Annotated in this window: 18 protein-coding genes and 2 pseudogenes; 11 read left to right on the plus strand and 9 right to left on the minus strand. The window is 59.9% G+C overall.

The annotated features are described in order from the left end of the window. Nucleotides 1-2: 2 nt before the first annotated feature. The gene (fahA, locus tag ACZ89R_RS22940) at nt 3-1,307 is read left to right on the plus strand and encodes a fumarylacetoacetase (RefSeq protein ID WP_429544492.1); all 1,305 of its coding nucleotides are present in this window, start codon (nt 3-5) and stop codon (nt 1,305-1,307) included. A gap of 12 nt (nt 1,308-1,319) precedes the next feature. Further along, nucleotides 1,320-1,955, plus strand: coding sequence for a maleylacetoacetate isomerase (gene maiA / locus ACZ89R_RS22945; RefSeq protein WP_429544491.1), 636 nt, complete (start codon nt 1,320-1,322; stop codon nt 1,953-1,955). Nucleotides 1,956-2,958: 1,003 nt separating this feature from the next. Here maiA and ACZ89R_RS22950 read toward each other — a convergent pair. Continuing rightward, the gene (locus ACZ89R_RS22950; protein ID WP_429544490.1) at nt 2,959-3,762 is read right to left on the minus strand and encodes a SirB1 family protein; all 804 of its coding nucleotides are present in this window, start codon (nt 3,760-3,762) and stop codon (nt 2,959-2,961) included. A gap of 183 nt (nt 3,763-3,945) precedes the next feature. On the opposite strand from ACZ89R_RS22950, the gene ACZ89R_RS22955 reads away from it, so the two are divergent. The 4 genes from ACZ89R_RS22955 to ACZ89R_RS22970 all read left to right on the plus strand — a co-directional run bounded on the left by ACZ89R_RS22955 (nt 3,946) and on the right by ACZ89R_RS22970 (nt 8,289). Beyond that, nucleotides 3,946-4,965 carry a Glu/Leu/Phe/Val dehydrogenase family protein gene (locus ACZ89R_RS22955; protein ID WP_429544489.1) on the plus strand — a complete coding sequence of 340 codons (1,020 nt, stop codon included), beginning with the start codon at nt 3,946-3,948 and terminating at the stop codon, nt 4,963-4,965. 109 nt (nt 4,966-5,074) lie between these two features. Further along, nucleotides 5,075-6,169, plus strand: coding sequence for a pyruvate dehydrogenase (acetyl-transferring) E1 component subunit alpha (pdhA, locus tag ACZ89R_RS22960; RefSeq protein ID WP_429544488.1), 1,095 nt, complete (start codon nt 5,075-5,077; stop codon nt 6,167-6,169). Then, complete coding sequence (locus tag ACZ89R_RS22965; protein WP_123496700.1) at nt 6,162-7,151, plus strand: alpha-ketoacid dehydrogenase subunit beta; 990 nt, start codon at nt 6,162-6,164, stop codon at nt 7,149-7,151. Before pdhA ends, ACZ89R_RS22965 begins: the two co-directional genes overlap by 8 nt. 28 nt (nt 7,152-7,179) lie before the next feature. Beyond that, nucleotides 7,180-8,289: a dihydrolipoamide acetyltransferase family protein gene (locus ACZ89R_RS22970; RefSeq protein WP_429544487.1), complete on the plus strand. Its 1,110-nt coding sequence runs from the start codon at nt 7,180-7,182 to the stop codon at nt 8,287-8,289. A 177-nt stretch (nt 8,290-8,466) separates the two neighbouring features. Here the strand turns inward: ACZ89R_RS22970 and ACZ89R_RS22975 are convergent. After that, nucleotides 8,467-8,721, minus strand: a pseudogene (locus ACZ89R_RS22975) (YebG family protein); the annotation flags it as partial. A gap of 360 nt (nt 8,722-9,081) precedes the next feature. Between ACZ89R_RS22975 and ACZ89R_RS22980 the strand changes: the two are divergent. Beyond that, nucleotides 9,082-9,582, plus strand: a complete 501-nt coding sequence (locus ACZ89R_RS22980; RefSeq protein ID WP_008014507.1) for a phosphate-starvation-inducible protein PsiE — start codon at nt 9,082-9,084, stop codon at nt 9,580-9,582. On the opposite strand, the gene ACZ89R_RS22985 is transcribed toward ACZ89R_RS22980, so the two are convergent. Next, nucleotides 9,579-9,896: a DUF3509 domain-containing protein gene (locus tag ACZ89R_RS22985; protein ID WP_429544486.1), complete on the minus strand. Its 318-nt coding sequence runs from the start codon at nt 9,894-9,896 to the stop codon at nt 9,579-9,581. The genes ACZ89R_RS22980 and ACZ89R_RS22985 overlap by 4 nt on opposite strands. Nucleotides 9,897-10,033: 137 nt before the next feature. Between ACZ89R_RS22985 and ACZ89R_RS22990 the strand changes: the two genes are divergently transcribed. After that, nucleotides 10,034-10,213 carry a hypothetical protein gene (locus ACZ89R_RS22990; protein ID WP_429544485.1) on the plus strand — a complete coding sequence of 60 codons (180 nt, stop codon included), beginning with the start codon at nt 10,034-10,036 and terminating at the stop codon, nt 10,211-10,213. Here the strand turns inward: ACZ89R_RS22990 and ACZ89R_RS22995 are convergent. Beyond that, a complete protein-coding gene (locus ACZ89R_RS22995; protein WP_429542539.1) occupies nt 10,195-11,496 on the minus strand; it encodes a serine/threonine transporter in 1,302 nt (433 codons plus the stop codon). The genes ACZ89R_RS22990 and ACZ89R_RS22995 overlap by 19 nt on opposite strands. 78 nt (nt 11,497-11,574) lie before the next feature. Beyond that, the gene (locus ACZ89R_RS23000) at nt 11,575-12,951 is read right to left on the minus strand and encodes an L-serine ammonia-lyase (protein ID WP_063341512.1); all 1,377 of its coding nucleotides are present in this window, start codon (nt 12,949-12,951) and stop codon (nt 11,575-11,577) included. A gap of 135 nt (nt 12,952-13,086) precedes the next feature. On the opposite strand from ACZ89R_RS23000, the gene ACZ89R_RS23005 reads away from it, so the two are divergent. Beyond that, nucleotides 13,087-14,034, plus strand: coding sequence for a LysR substrate-binding domain-containing protein (locus tag ACZ89R_RS23005; protein WP_008070487.1), 948 nt, complete (start codon nt 13,087-13,089; stop codon nt 14,032-14,034). Nucleotides 14,035-14,250: 216 nt separating this feature from the next. Then, a complete protein-coding gene (locus tag ACZ89R_RS23010; RefSeq protein WP_429544484.1) occupies nt 14,251-14,658 on the plus strand; it encodes an HPF/RaiA family ribosome-associated protein in 408 nt (135 codons plus the stop codon). A 170-nt stretch (nt 14,659-14,828) separates the two neighbouring features. On the opposite strand, the pseudogene fecA reads toward ACZ89R_RS23010, so the two are convergent. The 4 genes and pseudogenes from fecA to ACZ89R_RS23030 all read right to left on the minus strand — a co-directional run bounded on the left by fecA (nt 14,829) and on the right by ACZ89R_RS23030 (nt 19,807). Next, nucleotides 14,829-17,161, minus strand: a pseudogene (gene fecA, locus ACZ89R_RS23015) (TonB-dependent Fe(3+) dicitrate receptor FecA). A gap of 164 nt (nt 17,162-17,325) precedes the next feature. Beyond that, a complete protein-coding gene (locus ACZ89R_RS23020) occupies nt 17,326-18,264 on the minus strand; it encodes a FecR domain-containing protein (protein WP_429544483.1) in 939 nt (312 codons plus the stop codon). Then, entirely contained in the window at nt 18,261-18,749 is a 489-nt protein-coding gene (locus ACZ89R_RS23025) for a sigma-70 family RNA polymerase sigma factor (protein WP_063341509.1), read from the minus strand. Before ACZ89R_RS23025 ends, ACZ89R_RS23020 begins: the two co-directional genes overlap by 4 nt. Before the next feature lie 173 nt (nt 18,750-18,922). Then, nucleotides 18,923-19,807, minus strand: coding sequence for a helix-turn-helix transcriptional regulator (locus ACZ89R_RS23030; RefSeq protein ID WP_429542542.1), 885 nt, complete (start codon nt 19,805-19,807; stop codon nt 18,923-18,925). A gap of 283 nt (nt 19,808-20,090) precedes the next feature. Between ACZ89R_RS23030 and ACZ89R_RS23035 the strand changes: the two genes are divergently transcribed. Then, nucleotides 20,091-20,993 (plus strand): DMT family transporter, encoded by a 903-nt coding sequence (locus ACZ89R_RS23035; protein WP_429378105.1) that lies wholly within the window; start codon nt 20,091-20,093, stop codon nt 20,991-20,993. Nucleotides 20,994-21,090 lie beyond the last annotated feature (97 nt).

Genomic DNA, 21,090 nt, shown 5'->3' on the forward strand with positions numbered 1-21,090 from the left:
CCATGACTCAGACTTCCATCACTCGTAGCTGGGTTGCCTCCGCCAACGGCCACGCGGATTTTCCGCTGCAGAACCTGCCGTTGGGCGTGTTCAGCGTGAAGGGCTCCGCGCCGCGCAGTGGCGTGGCGATCGGCGACCACATCTTTGATCTGGAAGCGGCACTGGAGGCCGGGCTGTTCGATGGCATTGCGAAGAAAGCAGTCGAAGCCACCCGCGGTGGTCAGCTGAATGCGCTTTTCGAACTGGGCCGTGAGGCTCGTGTCGCTTTGCGCGAACGTCTGCTGGAACTGTTTGCCGAAGGCAGCACCCTGCACGGCAAGATCGAGGCCCAAGGTGCCAAACTGCTGCCGCTGGCGGCGGATTGCGAAATGCACTTGCCGGCGAAGATCAACGACTACACCGACTTCTACGTCGGCATCGAGCACGCGCAGAATGTCGGCAAACTGTTCCGCCCGGACAACCCGTTGCTGCCGAACTACAAGTACGTGCCGATTGGTTACCACGGCCGTGCCTCGACCATTCGCCCGTCCGGCACTGACGTGCGTCGGCCGAAAGGCCAGACCCTGCCGGCCGGCCAGACCGAGCCGACGTTTGGTCCGTGCGCACGTCTGGACTATGAATTGGAACTGGGTATCTGGATCGGTCAGGGCAACGAGATGGGCGACTCGATCGCCATCGGTGACGCCGCCGACCACATCGCCGGTTTTTGCCTGCTCAACGACTGGTCGGCGCGCGACATCCAGGCTTGGGAATACCAGCCGTTGGGTCCGTTCCTGTCCAAGAGTTTCATCACCAGCATTTCGCCGTGGGTGGTGACGGCCGAAGCGCTGGAGCCGTTCCGTCGTGCGCAGCCTGCGCGCCCTGAAGGCGACCCGCAGCCGTTGCCGTACCTGTTCGACAAACGCGATCAGGCCGCCGGTGCCTTCGACATCGAACTCGAAGTGCTGCTGCTGACCGAATCGATGCGCGAGCAACATCTGCCAGCCCATCGCCTGACCCTCAGCAACACCCAACACATGTACTGGACCGTTGCACAACTGGTTGCGCACCACAGCGTCAACGGCTGCCAGTTGCAGGCCGGTGATCTGTTCGGTTCGGGCACGCTGTCCGGTCCTGAAAGCGGTCAGTTCGGCAGCCTGCTGGAAATCACCGAGGGCGGTAAGAAGCCGATCGAGCTGGCGTCGGGCGAGGTGCGTAAATTCCTTGAGGACGGCGACGAAATCATTCTGCGCGCGCGTTGCAGCCGCGAGGGTTTTGCTTCCATCGGTTTCGGCGAATGCCGCGGCAAAGTGCTGCCAGCACGCTAAGAGGATCGGGTCATGGAACTCTATACCTACTATCGTTCGACTTCGTCCTACCGGGTGCGCATTGCGTTGGCGCTCAAGGGGCTGGATTACCAGGCGCTGCCGGTCAACCTGATCGCGCCGCAAGGTGGCGAACATCGGCAGCCGACCTATCTGGGCATCAACCCCCAAGGTCGGGTGCCGGCCTTGCGCACTGATGAGGGCGAGTTGCTGATCCAGTCACCGGCGATCATCGAGTACCTGGAGGAACGTTATCCACAGGTGCCATTGCTGTCCAACGACCTCGTCGCCCGTGCCCATGAGCGTGGCGTGGCGGCGGTGATCGGCTGCGATGTTCACCCCCTGCACAACGTCAGCGTGCTCAATAAGCTTCGGCAGTTGGGGCACGATGAGTCGCAGGTGGTTGAGTGGATCGGTCACTGGATCAGCCAAGGGTTGGCGACGGTGGAGCAGTTGATCGGTGACACCGGTTATTGCTTTGGCGATCAGCCGGGGCTGGCGGACGTCTATTTGATCCCGCAGTTGTATGCGGCCGAGCGCTTCAATATTTCCCTTGAGGCCTACCCGCGAATTCGTCGAGTGGCGGCGCTGGCGGCGACACATCCAGCCTTCTTCCTGGCCCATCCGGCGAATCAGCCCGACACCCCGTAACAAGGTTGTCAGAAACAAGATCAAAAGATCGCAGCCTTCGGCAGCTCCTACAGGATCGGTGTTCATGCGCATGAATGGCGGTGAACCGGATCGGTGTTTATGCGCATGAATGGCGGTGAACCGGATCGGTGTTTATGCGCATGAATGGCGGTGAACCGGATCGGTGTTTATGCGCATGAATGGCGGTGAACCGGATCGGTGTTTATGCGCATGAATGGCGGTGAACCGGATCGGTGTTTATGCGCATGAATGGCGGTGAACCGGATCGGTGTTTATGCGCATGAATGGCGGTGAACCGGATCGGTGTTTATGCGCATGAATGGCGGTGAACCGGATCGGTGTTTATGCGCATGAATGGCGGTGAACCGGATCGGTGTTTATGCGCATGAATGGCGGTGAACCGGATCGGTGTTTATGCGCATGAATGGCGGTGAACCGGATCGGTGTTTATGCGCATGAATGGCGGTGAACCGGATCGGTGTTTATGCGCATGAATGGCGGTGAACCGGATCGGTGTTTATGCGCATGAATGGCGGTGAACCGGATCGGTGTTTATGCGCATGAATGGCGGTGAACCGGATCGGTGTTTATGCGCATGAATGGCGGTGAACCGGATCGGTGTTTATGCGCATGAATGGCGGTGAACCGGATCGGTGTTTATGCGCATGAATGGCGGTGAACCGGATCGGTGTTTATGCGCATGAATGGCGGTGAACCGGATCGGTGTTTATGCGCATGAATGGCGGTGAACCGGATCGGTGTTTATGCGCATGAATGGCGGTGAACCGGATCGGTGTTTATGCGCATGAATGGCGGTGAACCGGATCGGTGTTTATGCGCATGAATGGCGGTGAACCGGATCGGTGTTTATGCGCATGAATGGCGGTGAACCGGATCGGTGTTTATGCGCATGAATGGCGGTGAACCGGATCGGTGTTTATGCGCATGAATGGCGGTGAACACGGTCCATGTAGGAGCTGCCGAAGGCTGCGATCTTTTGCTTTTAATGCACGACCGAGTTGGGCGGCAAATGCCCGAGCCGTTCGGTGAGGCGAATCCGCTGGATCGGGTCGTCACAGAGCAGCAGCGCATGCTCCAGGTCAAAACGCTCGGCATTCGGGCAGTCCAGCCGTTGGTAGAGACTGGCCCGGGCCAGATAGTCGGAGGCGCTGGCGTTGCCCAATTCAAGCACGCGCTCGGCGTCGATCAGGGCGTCGATGTAGTCATCATTCGTGAGGTACAACTGGCGCAGGTTGCGCGACAGCCGCTGCAGCATCTGCACCGGTTCGGCTGTCAGTAAATGCTCGGCGCCGAGCTGCATGTTCGGGCCGTACTGGCGTTGCAGTAACTCCCGGCAGTCGTTGGGGTATAGCCGTCGCCCGCCGCAAGGGTCGAGCAGATGATCGGCGCCTTGCACCCGCAGCAGGAAATGCCCGGGGAAGTTGACCCCAACCATGGGGATCTCCAGCCTTCTGGCCAGTTCCAGCGCAATCAGGCCCAGCACCAGCGGTTGGCCCCGCCGACGCTCCAACACCTTATTGAGTAACGCCACTTGCGGACGCAAGGGCGTGGAGTCGTCCTGAGCGAACCCCAGGTCATTCATTCGGCGCAACAACGGTTGGGCCAATTCACTCACCGGCAGCATCGGCAACCCGTAGCTGACCCGCTGTTGCAGGTCCTTGAAATCCGCCAGCACCGTCTTGGGATTCAGTTCCTTATCGTGTTCGACGGCCATCCACAGCGCCGCCTCGAACAGCGCGGGCGGTGATCGTTGCAGACAGTCGAAAAAACGTTGGCGCGGGGTCATCAAAATCTCCGGGGAATGCCTCGTTTTAGCCCCGTCTCAGGCTTTCGTCCAGTGTCGGGCACAGGCGCTAGCAGGTTATGTCCGAAAGCCTCTAAAGCGACGCCGCTTATTCCGGGGCGTTTCTGCAATTTTTGTGCACAAGCTTATACTGGCGACTACAAGAAGTGATTCGGGAGCCCTACGATGTTCGCTCTCATGCAAAGCACTCGCCTTGAATCGCTGCACCTGAGCGTCGATCCGGTCACCGGGTTGAAGGCGGTGATTGCCATCCACAACAGCCGTCTGGGACCTGCCCTGGGCGGGTGTCGTTACCTTGCTTACCCCAGCGATGAATCCGCGATCGAGGATGCTGTGCGCCTTGCCCAAGGCATGAGTTACAAGGCGGCCCTGGCCGGCCTGGCTCAGGGCGGTGGCGTAGCGGTGATTGTTCGCCCGGCCCATGTGGAAAACCGCGCCGCAGTATTCGAAGCGTTCGGGCGCTGGATCAATCAGTTCGACGGTCGCTACATCACCGCCATCGACGCCGGCACCTCGGTGGCGGACATGGATTGCATCGCTCAACACACGCAATTTGTCACCAGCACCACCGCCGCGGGCGACCCTGCACCGCATGCCGCCATGGGCGTATTCGCTGGTATTCGCAGCACCGCCATGGCCCGCTTGGGCAGCGATAATCTCGAAGGCTTGCGCATAGCCATTCAAGGCCTGGGCAATGTCGGTTATGCCTTGGCCGAACAGCTACACGCCGCCGGTGCCGAGCTGCTGGTCAGCGACATCGATCACGGCAAGGTGCAGCTGGCCATGGAGCAGTTGGGTGCTCATCCAATCGCCAACGATGCACTGCTCAGCACACCGTGCGACATACTCGCGCCTTGCGGCCTGGGCGGTGTGCTAAACACCAACAGTGTGTCGCAACTGCGCTGCGCAGCGGTCGCCGGTTCGGCGAACAACCAACTGATCCATCTGGAAATCGCCGATCAACTGGAACGCCGGGGCATTTTGTATGCGCCCGATTACGTGATCAATGCCGGTGGGCTGATCTACGTGTCGCTCAAACACCGCGGGGAAGAGCTGACGACCATCACCGCGCACCTGTCGAAAATCAGTTCACGGCTGACCGAAGTCTTCGCCCATGCCCAGGCGGAAAAGCGCTCTCCGGCCCGGGTGGCGGATGAGTTGGCGGAGAAAGTGTTGTACCGGTGAAAAGTTTGAAAGGAGTGAGAGCCTATCCGGCCGTTGCTCCCCAAGCCCTGCGTCACAAGCGCCGGGCCTGACAAATGCACGCCAATTCCCGCGTGCCAGGAGCCCTGTGATGCTTCACAAGGTTGAGCTGCCTTACACCCGATTTTTATCCCCTGATGGCCTGCCACTCGGCGATCTTCCCGCCTGGGCCGACGATTTCAATCTGTTGACGCGTCTGTATCGGCAGATGGTCCTGACCCGCCTTTTCGATCAGAAAGCTGTCGCCTTGCAACGCACCGGGCGTATCGGCACCTACGCGCCGACCCTGGGCCAGGAAGCCATTGGTGTCGCGGTCGGCAGCCTGATGCACGCCGAAGACGTGCTGATCCCGTATTACCGCGACACCGCTGTGCAATTGATGCGCGGTGTACGCATGGAAGAAATCCTGCTGTATTGGGGCGGCGACGAGCGTGGCAGCGACTTTGCCGACCCGGCGGTGGCCCAGGACTTCCCGATCTGCGTGCCGATCGCCACCCAGGCCCTGCATGCTTGTGGCGTCGCCAGCGCCTTCAAGATCCGCGGCGAGCATCGGGTCGCTGTCACTACGTGCGGCGATGGCGGAACCAGCAAAGGCGATTTCCTCGAGGCACTCAACGTTGCTGGCGCCTGGCAGTTGCCGGTGGTGTTCATGGTCAACAACAACCAATGGGCGATCTCGGTGCCGCGACGAATCCAGTGCGGCGCTCCGACGCTGGCGCAGAAAGCCATTGGCGCCGGGTTCCACGGGGAGCAAGTCGACGGCAATGACATGCTCGCCGTTTACGACCGCGTGCAAGCCGCCCTCGAACGGGCACGTCACGGTAAAGGCCCGGTGTTGCTCGAATGCCTGAGCTATCGGCTCGGCGATCACACCACCGCCGACGATGCCACGCGCTACCGGTCGGCGGACGAGGTCAAGCAGGCCTGGCTCGAAGAACCGATCAAACGCCTGCAACGGTTTATGGCAGGGCAGGGTGTGTGGGACGAAGGCCGCGAACAGGCGCTAATCAGCGAATGCCAGGGTTTGGTGCAGCGTGCTGTGGATAACTTCGAAGCGGCGGGCCTGCAGGCGCCGGAATCGGTGATGGATCATGTCTACGCCCAATGGCCGCAAGCCCTGGCCGAGCAACGTGACGATTTCCTTGAACGCGTGGCGCGCCGGACAGGGGGTTCGAGCGATGAGTAACGGCAAAGTGACGCTGCTGGAAGCGGTGAATCTGGCGTTGCATCGGGCCATGAGCGAGGACGAGAACGTCATCGTCCTCGGTGAAGACGTCGGGGTAAACGGTGGCGTGTTCCGCGCCACGCTGGGCCTGCGCGACACCTTCGGTTTCAAGCGGGTGATCGACTCGCCGCTGGCCGAAACCATGCTCGGCGGGCTGGTGGTGGGCATGGCGGCCCAAGGCCTGAAACCAGTGGTGGAAATCCAGTTCATGGGGTTTATTTACGCCACCATGGAGCACCTGGTGTCCCACGCCAGCCGCATGCGCAATCGCACGCGCGGGCGGATCACCTGCCCGATGGTGATGCGCTCGCCCATGGGCGCAGGGATTCGCGCGCCGGAACATCACAGCGAAAGCACTGAAGCGCTGTTCGCGCACATTCCGGGGCTTCGGGTAGTGATCCCATCCTCGCCGGCCCGGGCCTATGGCTTGTTGCTCGCAGCCATCGACGACCCGGATCCAGTGATATTTCTCGAACCGACCCGACTCTATCGAATGAACCCGCAACCGCTGCTGGATGACGGCAAGCGCCTGCCGCTGGACAGCTGTTTCACCCTGCGTGAAGGCAGTGACATTACCTTGATCAGTTGGGGCGCCAGCGTGATGGAAACCCTGCAAGCCGCCACGCAACTGGCCGAGCAAGGCGTCTCGGCGGAAGTGATCGATGTCGCCAGTATCAAACCGCTGGACCTCGACACGATGGAAGCCTCGGTGCGCAAGACCGGTCGTTGCGTGATCGTGCATGAAGCGCCGCGCTCCTGCGGAGTCGGTGCGGAAATCGCCGCCAGTCTCTACGAACGGGTGTTTCTGGAGTTGCAGGCACCGATCCAGCGAGTCACCGCGCCAGACATTCCGCCGCCGCTGTATCGACTGGAATCGCTGTACATGCCCGGCATCGAAGACATTCTTCATGCCTGCGACACCGTCATGCAGCACTACCCCTGAAGAAACGCCTGAGGCCGAGGAGGTTGCGATGAAATATTTCAAACTGCCGGATCTGGGCGAAGGCTTGCAGGAAGCGGAAATTGTCCGCTGGCACGTCAAGGTCGGCGATACCGTCAAAGCCGACCAACTGCTGGTGTCGGTGGAAACCGCCAAGGCGCTGGTGGACATTCCTGCGCCCTACGACGGTGTGGTGGCAAAAACCTTTGGTGGCGAGGGCGACATCCTTCACGTTGGCGAACCTCTGCTCGGTTACGAAGGCGACGCGGATGCGGGCACCGTGGTGGGACGGCTTGAGGGCGGCGGCACGAATCAGGAGGATGCATTTTTCATAGGCGCTGCGCCTTCGACTCGTGAGCACCTGGCGAACCGTGCCACGCCGGCGGTGCGTCAACTGGCTCGTCAACTCGGTGTTGAACTGAGCGCCTTGGCCGGCTCCGGTCAGGGCGGCCAGATCACCCGCAGTGACGTGGAAAACGCAGCCCAGACGGAACGCGAACGCTTCGGCGGCGAGAAGCTGCGCGGGGTGCGACGCAGCATGGCGCTGAACATGGCCAGGTCCCACGCCGAAGTGGTGCCGGTGACGATTTTCGGTGATGCCGATCTGCATCGCTGGGGGCAGGCGCGTGAACCGCTGATTCGTCTGGCCAAGGCGATGGCGGCCGCCTGCGCCGTAGAACCCGTGCTCAACAGCGCCTTCGATGGCAAAACCCAGGCGCTCAAGCAACACGAACGGCTCGATCTGGGCATTGCCGTGGATACGCCGGACGGCTTGTTCGTGCCGGTGTTGCGCGATGTCGGTCAGCGCACGGCGGCGGATTTGAAAGAAGGTGTGATGCGTCTGCGGGCCGACGTGCAGGCGCGCTCGATCCCGCCCCAGGAAATGATGGGTGCGACCCTGACCCTGTCGAACTTCGGCACCTTGTTCGGCCGCTACGCCAACCCGGTGGTGGTGCCGCCGCAAGTGGCGATCCTCGCCGCCGGGGCGATCCGCGATGAACCGGTGGCGGTCGAGGGCGCGGTGGTGGTGCATCCGATCCTGCCGCTGTCCCTGACTTTCGATCACCGCGTGGTCACCGGCGGCGAGGCGGCGCGGTTCTTCAAGGCGTTGGTCGAGGCGCTGGAACAACCCGAGGTCTAGATTTCCCGCAGGCATGAAAAAGGCCCTGAGCCATTTGACTCAGGGCCTATTCAATTCGGGTATTGCTTACTTGGGTGTCTTGGCAGCTTTGGCTGGCTTGGTCGGCTCAGCGCCCGCTACTTCAACAGGTGCAGCTGTTTCAACAGGTTCAGTGGCTTTAACAGGTTCAATGGCTTCGGCGGGTGCATTCAACAGTTCGGACAGTGCGTCCGGCTGGCTCTTGAATGCCTTGGCGAATACATCACGGTTCTTCGCCATGTAGATCCCGGTTTCTTCCACTTGCTGTTCGGTCAGGGACGGAACGGCTTTTTGCAACACTTCAGCCAGCAATTCGGCCAGTTCGAGCATTTTGTCATGACGGTCAGCTTCGGCTTTATCCATGAACAAGCGCTCCAGATCTCGGCTGCTGCGGTATACCACTTCGACGGCCATTCACCACCTCACATGCCTTCACATTAGTTGTCTGTTTCGACTACTGTATTTATATACAGCGAAAAGGATAAGCGAATCCCTGCGCTTTGGGTAGTGGCTTTTTAATGTAGACCGTAATCGGCGTTTGTCAGGTGAACCGTGTCGCTCCATTCGCGGGCAAGCCCGGCTCCCACAAGGATCACCGCTGAACCCTGTGGGAGCGGGCTTGCCCGCGATGGCGTCCGTGCTATCACCGCCAACGTGTCTCATATCACGCAGCCATCATCTCACCCAACAGAATATGGCCTTTTTTCTGCATGCAGAACAACCGTCACGTCCAACCCGCATCATCCGCTCGAACCGAGCTAAGGAACAATCAAAGTGAAAATCAACTGGGCCGAGAACCTGCGGCAGAACGTGCACCAACTGGCCGAGTCCCTGGGCAACCTGTTCGTCGAGACCTTCCACTACCTGGCGCTGTTCGCCATCGGTGCGGTGACCGCGTGGGCGGCGGTGATGGAATTCCTCGGAATGCTCGAACAGGGGCACATCAAGATCGATGACATCTTGCTGCTGTTCATCTACCTGGAACTGGGGGCGATGGTCGGGATTTACTTCAAGACCAACCACATGCCGGTGCGTTTCCTGATCTATGTGGCGATCACCGCGCTGACCCGGCTGCTGATCTCCAACGTCTCGCACCACAATCCGCCGGACCTGGGGATCATCTACCTGTGCGGCGGGATTCTGCTGCTGGCGTTTTCGATTCTGGTGGTGCGTTACGCCTCGTCGCAGTTCCCTTCGGTGAAGATCGAACACCCGCAACGCAAGATCGGTGCGGGTTCCGGTGAGCATCCCGAAGTGGAGAAGGGCGAGATTTAAAGCCCCATTGAAGGTCGGGGCCGGGATTTGACCAAGGGCGGCAGCGGGTTGCGATTGTCGCCGTCGGTCATGGCTTCGAGGATGGCCACGGCGCTGTGGCCTTGTTCGATGGCGATGCCGAATTGAATACTTTGCACCAGGCGTCTGAGGCGCTTGGGATCATTGCGCTGTTTGGCGCTGATCATCCGTTTGGCCACCACGCGACCACTTTTGGAGAGGGTCAGCATGATGCTGCCGTCCAGCCCCTGAATGCTCAGGTTGACTTGATAATCCGGTGCAAAGGCATCGGTAATGAGTTGAAAGGGGTTGTCCATAATGCGTCACCGCCTGATTGAACGTGCAGTTGTTGACCGGCCATGATCGGGATTAGTTCGCAACACCAGACCATCGGCCTTCCGTGTTCATGTACTTTCATCCGTGTAACGTAGGAGCTGCCGAAGGCTGCGATCTTTTGATCTTGATGTTCGGTGAAGGCGCTGAAGATCAAAAGATCGCAGCCTGCGGCAGTTCCTACAGGGGCAAAGCAAGGGACATGCCGGAAAAATTGTCGAACAATGAACACGGCAAAAAAGTGGCGGGCACTCTGGCCCGCCTTCTTTTTGCCTGCCCGTTTCAGGGCATGAACGAGTAGATGATCGCAGACAGTGCAATCAAACCGATCAACACCACGAACACGTTCGAGGCCTGATTCGAGTACTGGCGCAAGGCTGGCACGCGGCGGATGGCGTACATCGGCATCAGGAACAACAGGCACGCGATGATCGGCCCGCCGAGGGTTTCGATCATGCCCAGGATGCTCGGATTGAAGGTCGCGACGGCCCAGCAGCTGAGGATCATGAACAGCGCAGTAATGCGGTTCAGCCAACTGGCGGACATGACGCGACCACGGCCACGCAGGCTTTTCACGATCAGGCCCTGAAAGCCTTCGCTGGCGCCGATGTAATGGCCGAGGAAGGATTTGGTGATCGCCACCAACGCAATCAACGGCGCGGCATAAGCGATGACCGGTGTCTGGAAGTGGTTGGCCAGGTACGACAGGATCGAAATGTTCTGCGCCTTCGCAGCGGCCAAATCAGCCGGGGACAACGCCAGCACGCAGCTGAAGCAAAAGAACATCACCGTGACAACCATCATGGCGTGAGCGATCGCGAGAATGCCGCTGCTTTTGCGTTCGGCTTGTTCGCCGTAACGCTGTTTCTGATCGACGGCGAAGGCCGAGATGATCGGCGAATGGTTGAACGAGAACACCATCACCGGAATCGCCAGCCACAAAGTCTTGAAGAACAACGGCAGCGGCATGCCTTCACTGGCGGTGGCGAAGAACGCGCCGTTCCAGTTTGGAATCAGGCTGACGCCGAGCAGCAGCAATGCCGCGACGAACGGGTAAACCAGCACGCTCATGCATTTGACGATGACGCCCTGACCGCAACGCACGATCGCCATCAAGCCGAGAATCAGCCCCAGCGACAGAATCGCCCGAGGGGGCGGCGTCATGTGCAACTGATGCTCCATGAGGCTGCTCAGGGTGTTGGTCAGCGCCACGCTGTACACCAGCAGAATCGGGAAGATCGCGAAGAAATACAGCAGCGTGATCAGCTTGCCGGCGCCGATGCCGAAGTGTTCTTCCACCACTTCGGTAATGTCCCCGGAACGCCCGGACAACACGAAGCGCGTCAGGCCGCGGTGGGCGAAGAAGGTCATCGGAAAGGCCAGTACCGCCAGGAGCAGCAGCGGCCAGAAACCACCGACACCCGCGTTGATCGGCAGGAACAATGTGCCGGCACCAATCGCCGTGCCATAGAGGCCAAGCATCCAGGTGGTGTCGTGTTTGCTCCAGCCTTTGTGGGTTGTTTCGCTATTGCGGGTCAGATCTACAGCGGGATTATCGGCAGCAGGTGTACGTATTTCGGTCATCGTTTTCGCCTCGTTATTATTCTTGCTCGGGCTCACGTGTTGCGGACGGTCAGGCAGGCACCTGCTTCGGAGTGCTCCTCAGCACTCCACCCAGCTCACCGCCAGGCCGCCCCGTGAAGTTTCTTTGTATTTGTCGTGCATGTCGGCGCCGGTATCGCGCATGGTGCGGATCACCCGGTCCAGGGAAATGAAGTGTTTGCCGTCACCGCGCAGGGCCATTTGCGTGGCGTTGATCGCCTTCACGGCAGCGATTGCGTTGCGCTCGATGCACGGCACCTGCACCAGACCGCCGACCGGATCGCAGGTCAGGCCGAGGTTGTGTTCCAGGCCGATTTCGGCGGCGTTTTCCAGTTGCTCGGGAGTCGCTCCGAGTATGTCGGCCAGGCCGGCGGCAGCCATGGCGCAGGCGGAGCCGACTTCGCCCTGGCAGCCGACTTCGGCGCCGGAGATCGAGGCGTTTTTCTTGCAGAGAATGCCTACCGCGGCAGCGCCCAAAAAGAACGCCACGACGTCATCGTCCGACGCGTCCGGGTTGAATTTCATGTAGTAGTGCAACACGGCGGGAATGATCCCCGCCGCCCCGTTTGTAGGCGCGGTCACCATGCGTCCGCCCGCCGCGTTCTCTTCGTTCACGGCGAGGGCGAACAGGTTGACCCACTCCATGGCTGACAGGGTGGAACTGATGACATTCGGTTTGCCGATTTCCAACAGGCTGCGGTGCAATTTCGCGGCGCGGCGCGGAACATTCAGACCGCCAGGCAGGATGCCTTCGTGACGCAAACCTTGCTCGACGCACTCGCGCATCACCGACCAGATATGCAGCAAGCCCTGACGGATCTCGGCGTCGCTGCGCCAGGCCCGCTCGTTGGCCATCATCAGCTCGGAAACCCTCAGACCGTGCTGGTTGCAGAGCTTGAGCAACTCGGCGGCACTGGAGAAATCGTAGGGCAGGACCACATCGCTGGCCGGCGCAATGCCGGACTCGGCTTCGGCCGCTTCGATGATGAAACCACCACCCACCGAGTAGTACGTCTGCTCGAACAGCTCACCGGTTTCGCCGAAGGCTGTCAGAGACATCGCGTTGGGGTGGTAGGGCAAGCTTTCGTCCAGCAGCAGGAGATCGCGCTGCCAGTTGAAGGCAATAGTCGACTTGCCGGCAAGACTCAGTTCGCCGGTTTCACGCAAGGTTTGGATTCGGCTGTCGATTGAGTTCGGATCAATGCTGTCTGGCCATTCGCCCATCAGGCCCATGACACAGGCACGGTCGGTGGCGTGACCGACGCCAGTGGCCGAAAGGGAGCCGTAGAGGCGGATTTCTACCCGCCGTACGTCGGCCAGTAAATGTTGGTCAATCAGTGCTTGGGCGAAGGTTGCGGCGGCGCGCATCGGGCCTACGGTGTGGGAGCTGGACGGACCGATGCCGACTTTGAAGAGATCGAAAACACTGATAGCCATGCTAAAGCCTATACAAGCAATGGAAGAGAAATCGCCGCCATTTTTGTAGGCCAAGCGCAAGTTGGGCGATACTGCCAACCTCGGTCCTATGTGACCAACGAAACTTCCTAAGACAGCCTTTAGCAGGACTAAACAATGAGTCGCCAATTGCACGCCCAGACCTACGTCTGGCTGCACGTGTTTTCGTGTGCCGCGCGGCACTTGTCCTTCACCCGTTGCGCCGAAGAACTGCACATCACGCCGGGTGCGGTCAGTCAGCAAATTCGCCAACTGGAAGAGCGGCTAGGTTTTCGCCTGTTTCATCGTCGCGCCCGGGGTGTGGAGTTGAGCGCTGAAGGCCAGCGATTGGCTATCACCGTCAACGAAGCCTACGGCAGCATCGATGCGGAATTGCGACGACTGGACGCGGGAATGATCAGCGGGATTTTGCGATTGCGCTCGATTCCATCGTTCCTGAGCAAGTGGTTGACCCCCAGGTTGCCGCGTTTGCAGCAGCGTTTTCCGGACATTCAATTGCGGCTGGTGGCAGAAGACAGCAGCGTGCCATTGCATGAGGGCGACTTCGATTTGGCCATCGACCTCAATGACGGCAGTTATCCGGGATTGTTATCCACAACCTTGTTGGATGAGCAGATCTTTCCGGTGTGCGCCCCCAGCCTGTTGCGCGCAAGGCCGCCACTGCACGGCCCGGCAGACCTGGTGCATTTTCCGTTGCTGCACGACATCACCGCCTGGCGCGGCAGTTACGAATACGCGGAATGGGAGTTCTACCTCAACGCCATCGGCTTCGAGGGCGCGGATGTGCGGCGCGGGCATACCTTCAATCGCAATCACCTGACCATCGAAGCGGCGATTGCCGGGATGGGCGTGGCGATTGCGCGGCGAACGCTGCTCAACGATGAACTCGAGCGCGGGACGTTGATCGTGCCGTTTGGCCTGGCGGTGCCCAATCACAAGCGTTACGTGCTGCTTTATGCGCCGGGCGCGTTGAGTCATCCGGGCGTGCGCGCGGTGCATGACTGGCTGGTGGAAGAAGCGGGGATATTTCGTAGCCTGCACCCGCTGGCGGAGCGGCAGATGTGACAGCAGCCTGGAACATCAGCCAGGGGCGACCCAACTCCCGACATTAACAGCGCTTTTACCCGTTGTCCGGCTTTTTTTGCGAATGAATATTTATCTTTTTTTAGGGGTTGAAATGTTCTGCGCACACACCGATTGTGTAACCAAGAGGTCACGGTGATGAAGCCCAAGGGCCAGCCGAAGGGTCTCTCGCGAGCTAGCTGAAATAAGGGATGAACTATGCAAATCCAAGTCAATAGCGATAACCATATTCAAAGCAGCATCCGACTGGAGGAGTGGGTACGTACTACCATTGAGAGCACGCTCGAACGTTATGAAGAGGACCTGACCCGCGTCGAGGTCCACCTGCGGGATGAGAACGGCGACAAGCCCGGTCCCCACGATATACGCTGTCAGCTGGAAGCGCGGCCAAAAGGCCATCAACCGATTTCTGTTACCCATAAAGCCGCTAACCTGGAACTGGCGATCGACGGTGCGGCTGAAAAACTCGAACATGCGCTTGAACATCTGTTCGGCAAACTGCGGGGCAAACCACGTGCCGCTGTGGTGCCGTTCGAAAGGCCTGCGGCCGATGCGCTGCTGGAAGACGAGTTTCTCGAGAACGAACAGGCTGCACAAAACGGCTGAGGCCTGATTTACTTTTTACCTTCCCACTTTCTCCACAAAAAAAACGGGCCTGCTTATGCAGGCCCGTTCTTGTTTAGGGTATTCCCCGGCTCCTGTGGTTCCATGGAAACCTGTGGCGAGGGAGCAAGCTCCCTCGCCACAAAGTGTCTTACCTCAGAACGGGGTAGTAATCAAAACGCGACTGAAGTCTGCACATACACCGTCCGCGGTTCTCCCACGTACTTACCCTTGTTGTTGTCATCGAACGAGCGAGTGAAGTACTGGTGGTTGAAGATGTTCTTCACCCCCACCGCCACATTAAGATCGGATAGTTTCGGCCCAAAGTCATACGCCGCACGGCTGCTGAACAACATGTACCCCGGAATCTTGCCGGTGCTGCCGTCGACGCTTTCGGCCGAGGTGTTGGCGTTGTCAGCGAACTGGTCACTCTGATAGCTGCTGTCCAGGTTCAGTTTCCACGCGCCTTCGGTATAACCGACGCCGACCGTGCCTTTGTGTTTCGAAGAAAACGGCACGCGATTGCCCTTGTTCGGCCCGTCTTCGCGGATGGTCGCGTCGACATAGGCGTAAGTCGCGTACACATCGAAACCGGCCAGTGCCGGGCTCAAATCGTCGAGGGCGTAGTTGATGCTGGTTTCGATGCCTTGATGGCGGGTTTCGCCACGGGCGATCACCGAGTCATTGGTTTGATTGCTTTCATACTGATTGTCGAAATTGATCAGGAATGCGCCAATCTCGGCACGCAACGCGCCATTGTCGTAGCGGGTACCCAGCTCCCAGGTGCGCGCCTTCTCCGGTTTGACTTCGCCGCTGGTCACCCGGTTAGGCATCTGGCTGTACTGCACGCTGCCAAATGAACCTTCGGTATTGGCGTAGAGGTTCCAGCTGTCGGTCAGGTGATAGAGCACGTTCAACGCCGGCAGGGCGGTGTTGTAGTCGCCTTTGTATTTCACATGGGTCAGGTTGTTGGTCTGCTGCGACTCGATCATCTCGTAGCGGATGCCCGGCGTAATCGTCCACTTACCGATGTCGATCCGGTCATCGACGAAGAACGCGTTGGCCTCGGTGCCGCCCCGAGTGTCGCGGTCGTTGCGGCTGTTGGTGGTCGGGAGTTCGTTGCTGGCGATCGGCGTGCGGTAGCGCAGTTCGTGGCCGGCCTCGTTGATGTAGCGATAGCCGACGCCGACTTCATGGCTGGTTTGGCCGAGGTCGAAGCCTTGGGCGAAACGGGTTTCCAGACCGCGTACCCAATACTCGCGTGGCGACAGCGAGAGGAACGTGCCCTGGTCCAGATAACCGCTGCGCAGGGTCTTGGTGAAAAAGGTATTGGCGGTGAACTCGCGGCGATCTTCCTGATAGCGATAGCCGAAGTTGAACATCGTGCGACGGCCCCAGAACTGGTCTTTCGGGCGGGTCGACTGGTACGGGTCAGCGTCGTAATCGGCGACGTTCAGCCCGCCGGGCATGTCCGCCTTGCCTTCGTAGTATTGGGCCATGGCGTTAAAGCTGTTGGCCTCGTCGAGCTGGTATTTGCCCTTGAGGATCAGATCGTCGATTTCGGTGTCGCTGTGTTCGCGCCAGTCACCGCCGCGGGTGCCCGAGTACAGAATCGCGCCGCCCAGACCGTTATCGGCCGTGCCGCGGCCAGCAAATTGCCGGTGGTTTTAAAGCCATCGTGGCTGGATGATGGACTGGTTTCGGTCTGGAAGCCGCCCTTGACCGTCGGCTCATCGGGAATGGCGCGAGTTACGAAGTTGACCACACCGCCGACGTTCTGCGGCCCGTAGCGCACTGCACCGCCGCCGCGCACCACGTCGACCGCGTCCATGTTGCCCATGCTGATCGGCGCGAACGAAAGCTGCGGTTGACCATAAGGTGCGAAGGGCACCGGAATGCCGTCCATCAATACCGTGGAGCGCGAAGCCAGCCGAGGGTTAAGCCCGCGAATGCCGAAGTTCAGTGCCATGTCATGGCTGCCGGTGCCGTTGTTGTCCGGCGCGTTGACCCCCGGAATGCGATTGAGCACGTCCCTGGCCTGAGTCGCGCCCTGGCGTTCGAATTCTTCGCGGCGGATTACATCGCGAGCGCCGGGATGTTCGAAGACGTTGGTTTGCGCCGCATCGCCGAGCCAGTCGCCGACCACTTTCGAGGTGTCCAGCTCCAGCGTCGTATCACCTGCTGGTTGCAGACTGAAGGCATTGTCGCCCTCGGCGCGGGCTTGCAGGCCGGTGCCTTCGAGCAACGCATTCAAACCTTGGGAAGGGGTGTAGTTGCCTTCCAGTCCACGACTTTGCACACCGCGGGTGACTTGCGAGCCAAAGGAGATCAGCACGCCGGCTTCACGGCCGAACTGGTTGAGGGCGTTCTCCAGCGAGGATGGAGCGATGTGGTACGGCTTGGTGTCGGCGGCATGCACCAGAGGCAGTGCGCCGAAGCTCAGGCTGGCGCCCAGCAAGAATTGGCGCAAGGTGCGGGTTAGCGGTGTGACGCGGAAGGGTTGCATGAAAGGCGATCCTGAGAAGGTTGAATCAAGGGGGCTTTCCTTCTCTGTCACGCCAGATCTGAAAAACGGCTCACATTTTTTTTTAAGATCAAAAGATCGCAGCCTTCGGCAGCGCCCACAGGCGCGTAGGAGCTGCCGAAGGCTGCGATCTTTTGATCTTGCTATTAAACCCGCGCCTCGACCGTCACCCAATACCGGGTAAAACGCCTCACCTTCACCGGCAAACTGATTTCCAGCAGATCAAGAATCCGCTCGCTGTCGTCCAGTGGATAAGTCCCGGAGATCAGCAGGTCGGCAACATTCGCCGCGCACTTGAGTTGCCCCCGGCGATAGCGACCCAGTTCATCGAGGAAATCCCCCAGGCGCATGTGTGCGGCCACCAGCATTCCGTCGGCCCAGGCGCCGCTGTTGGCGTCCAGTGGCTGGGGAGCGCCGATGCCGCGTGCGCCGAAGCTCAACTGCCGGGCGGTTTGCAGCATCAGCGGTGCGCGGCCATCGGGCGTCAATTCGACGCTGCCTTCGAACACCGCCACCTGAGTGTGATCGGCAAACTGCCGCACATTCAGCCGCCCACCTTGGGTTTTCAACAGGCCTTGTGCGGTCTGTACTTGAAACGCCTGGGCGGCGGTCAGCAGCATCTCGCCTTCGAGCAAGCGGATCAGCCGTTGCTGACGGTCGACTCGCACATCGACCGAACTGGCGGTATTGAGCTGCACTTGGCTGCTATCGCCGAGCGGCACTTTACGTCGCTGGCCGATCGGGCTGCGGTAGTCGGCCAGCAACGGCATCAGCGGATTGTGCTCACGCATGCCCCAGGTGACTGCGGAACCCGCGCCGAGAATCAGCAACAGCTTCAATGCCTGACGGCGGCCGGCGGATTTCGGTGCGTTGAGGGCGGCATGGGCCAGCGGTGAAGACAAACCGCGCAAACGTTGATTGACCCGCTGAATATGCTCCCAGGCCCGTCGATGTTCGCCGTGCGCATCGAGCCATTGCTGCCAGGCGATTTGCTGACGGGGGTTCAACGGCCCTTGCTGGACTTGCATCCACCAGTGCACGGCCTGCTCAGCCACTTGAGAGGAGAAATCCGCAGGGCTGTTCATCGTGCGAAGTAGCAGCGCATCGCTGCTTTGTTCAGGTGCCGTTTGACCGTGGCAATGGAAATGCCCAGTTCGGCGGCGATCTGTGGATAAGTCAAACCATCGAGCTGAGCCAGCAGAAAGGCGCGTTTGACCAGGCGCGGCAAACCGTCGAGCAACTGGTCGAGTTCCATCAGCGTTTGCAGGATGATCGCTCGATCTTCCTCCGACGGCGCGACGATTTCCGGCATCTGCGCCAGGGCATCGAGGTAGGCGCGCTCCAGATCCTGGCGGCGATAATGATTGAACAGCACACGCTTGGCGATGGTGGTGAGGAACGCCCGTGGTTCGATGATTTGGGGCGTTTCCCGTGCCGTCAGCACTCGAATGAACGTGTCCTGGGCCAGATCCGCGGCGCTGTCAGGGCAGCCGAGTTTGCGCCGTAGCCAACCGGTGAGCCAGTTGTGATGGGCGTGATAAAGGACTTCGACGGTAGTGGCTGACGACAACGGAACCGCTCCGGACGTATTTCGATACGTTAGAGAACAAGAATTGTTCGCATTGTAGGGGGCGGGGCCTGCATCCGGCAATCGGCTCCAGGCTGCTATCTCTTCAGACTCGTTAAAAAGATTGCAGCATCCAGTGTAGGAGCTGCCGAAGGCTGCGATCTTTTGATCTTGCTTTACCGCAAAAACGCCTGCCGATACTCCCCAGGCGTACCACCCAGTGCCTGGCGAAAACGATTGGTGAAATGGCTCGCACTGGCAAACCCACAGGCCAACGCAATATCCCCCAACGGCTGCGACGTTGTGCGCAACAATTCCCGCGCGCGGCTCAGTCGCCGAGCCAACACATACTGATGCGGCGGCAAACCGAAGCTCACTCGAAACATTCGCGCAAAGTGATATTCGGACAGCGCACATAACCCCGCCAATTGCCCAAGGCTGATGGCTTCGGCCATTTGATGGTCGATGAACTCCACCAACTGCCGCCGCTGATGCGCCGCCAACCCACCCTTGAGGCGCAAGCCCTCACGCACACCGACCTGGCTGAGCAGGGCATGGCTGAGCATTTCGTGGGCCAGGCTGCTGGTGAGCAGGCGTTCGCCCGGCTCATCCCAGTTGAGGGCGATCAACTGCCGAAAGCGCCGGGCTTGCTGCGGGTCTTCAAGGAACGTGCGCTCGCGCAACTGCAATTCCCGAGGTTCGCGATCCAGCAGCGTGACGCAACCAAGGGCAAATTGTTCGGGGCTGAAATACAGGTGGGCCAGGCGAATATCGCCGTTGATCACCCAGCCGGACTGATGGTCGGCCGGCAGAATGCACAGCTTGTCCGGGCCGCCCTTGGTGCCGGGCTGGTCGCGGCGAAAAGTACCGGTACCGCCAGCGATGTAGCAAGACAAGGTGTGATGGCTCGGCGCTTCGTAATCCTGGGCATCGTGGTGGTTGTTCCACAAAGCTGCGGCCATGCCGTCACCGAGCTCGGCGCTGTGCTCCAGGCGAGCATTGGGCGAGCGGTTAAGCGCTTGAAAGACTTGCAGGGTATCGAGTGACACTGGTGCGGCCATGATCGGTTCTCTCCAACGCCTTGCATCCTACTCCGTAGAGGTTGGCCTGCCAGCCCGCCGGCCGACAAAAGCGCAAGTTTATGCAAGTGCGCCCACGATTGGCGCAGCACACTGGACCCCTAATCAGGCAATGCACTGTGGCGAGGGAGCTTGCTCCCGCTTGAGTGCGCAGCACTCACAAAACTGGCGAAATTTGCCAGGACTTGGGGCCGCTACGCAGCCCAGCGCGAGCAAGCTCGCTCGCCACAAAGTGAACAGCATTGCCCATCCCGGAGCTGTCGCCATGAACATTTCGTTGTATTTATTGACCGTGCTGATCTGGGGCACCACCTGGATTGCCTTGAAATGGCAACTGGGCGTGGTGGCGATTCCAGTATCGATCGTTTATCGCTTCGGCCTTGCCGCATTGGTGTTGTTCGTGATGTTGCTGCTCAGCCGCCGTCTGCAAGTGATGAACCGTCGCGGGCATCTGATCTGCCTGGCGCAGGGCTTGTGCCTGTTCTGCATCAATTTCATGTGCTTTCTTACCGCCAGCCAATGGATTCCCAGCGGTCTGGTCGCCGTGGTGTTTTCCACCGCGACCCTGTGGAATGCCTTCAACGCACGGATGTTTTTCGGTCAGAAAATCGCTCGCAACGTATTGATGGGCGGTGCACTGGGTTTGCTCGGATTGGGCCTGTTGTTCTGGCCAGAGCTGGCCGGTCATACCGCCAGCCCTGAAACCATGCTCGGGTTGGGCTTGGCGCTGCTCGGAACCTTATGCTTCTCGGCCGGCAACATGCTGTCGAGTCTGCAACAGAAGGCCGGCCTGAAACCCCTGACCACCAATGCCTGGGGCATGGCTTACGGCGCGGCGATGTTGACGGTGTGGTGTCTGGTCAAAGGCATCCCGTTCGACATGGAATGGAATGCCCGCTACATCGGGTCGTTGCTGTACCTGGTGATTCCGGGCTCGGTGATCGGCTTCACCGCCTACCTGACGCTGGTCGGGCGCATGGGCCCGGAGCGGGCAGCGTACTGCACCGTACTGTTTCCGGTGGTGGCGCTGAATGTGTCGGCGTTTGTCGAAGGCTATCAATGGACGGCGCCGGCACTGGTGGGGCTGGTGTTGGTGATGTTGGGGAATGTGCTGGTGTTCCGTAAACCCAAGGCTTCGATGGTGCAGGGAACTGGCAAATTTGCCTGATGCTTTTCAAAGATTGAGCGCGTATTACTCTTCGTCAGCGGACTGAATTGCACGTTGTGTAACGAGTGGGCAGGCGTTTGAACCGCCTGCCCTTATT

The organism is Pseudomonas sp. TE3728, from assembly GCF_056279145.1.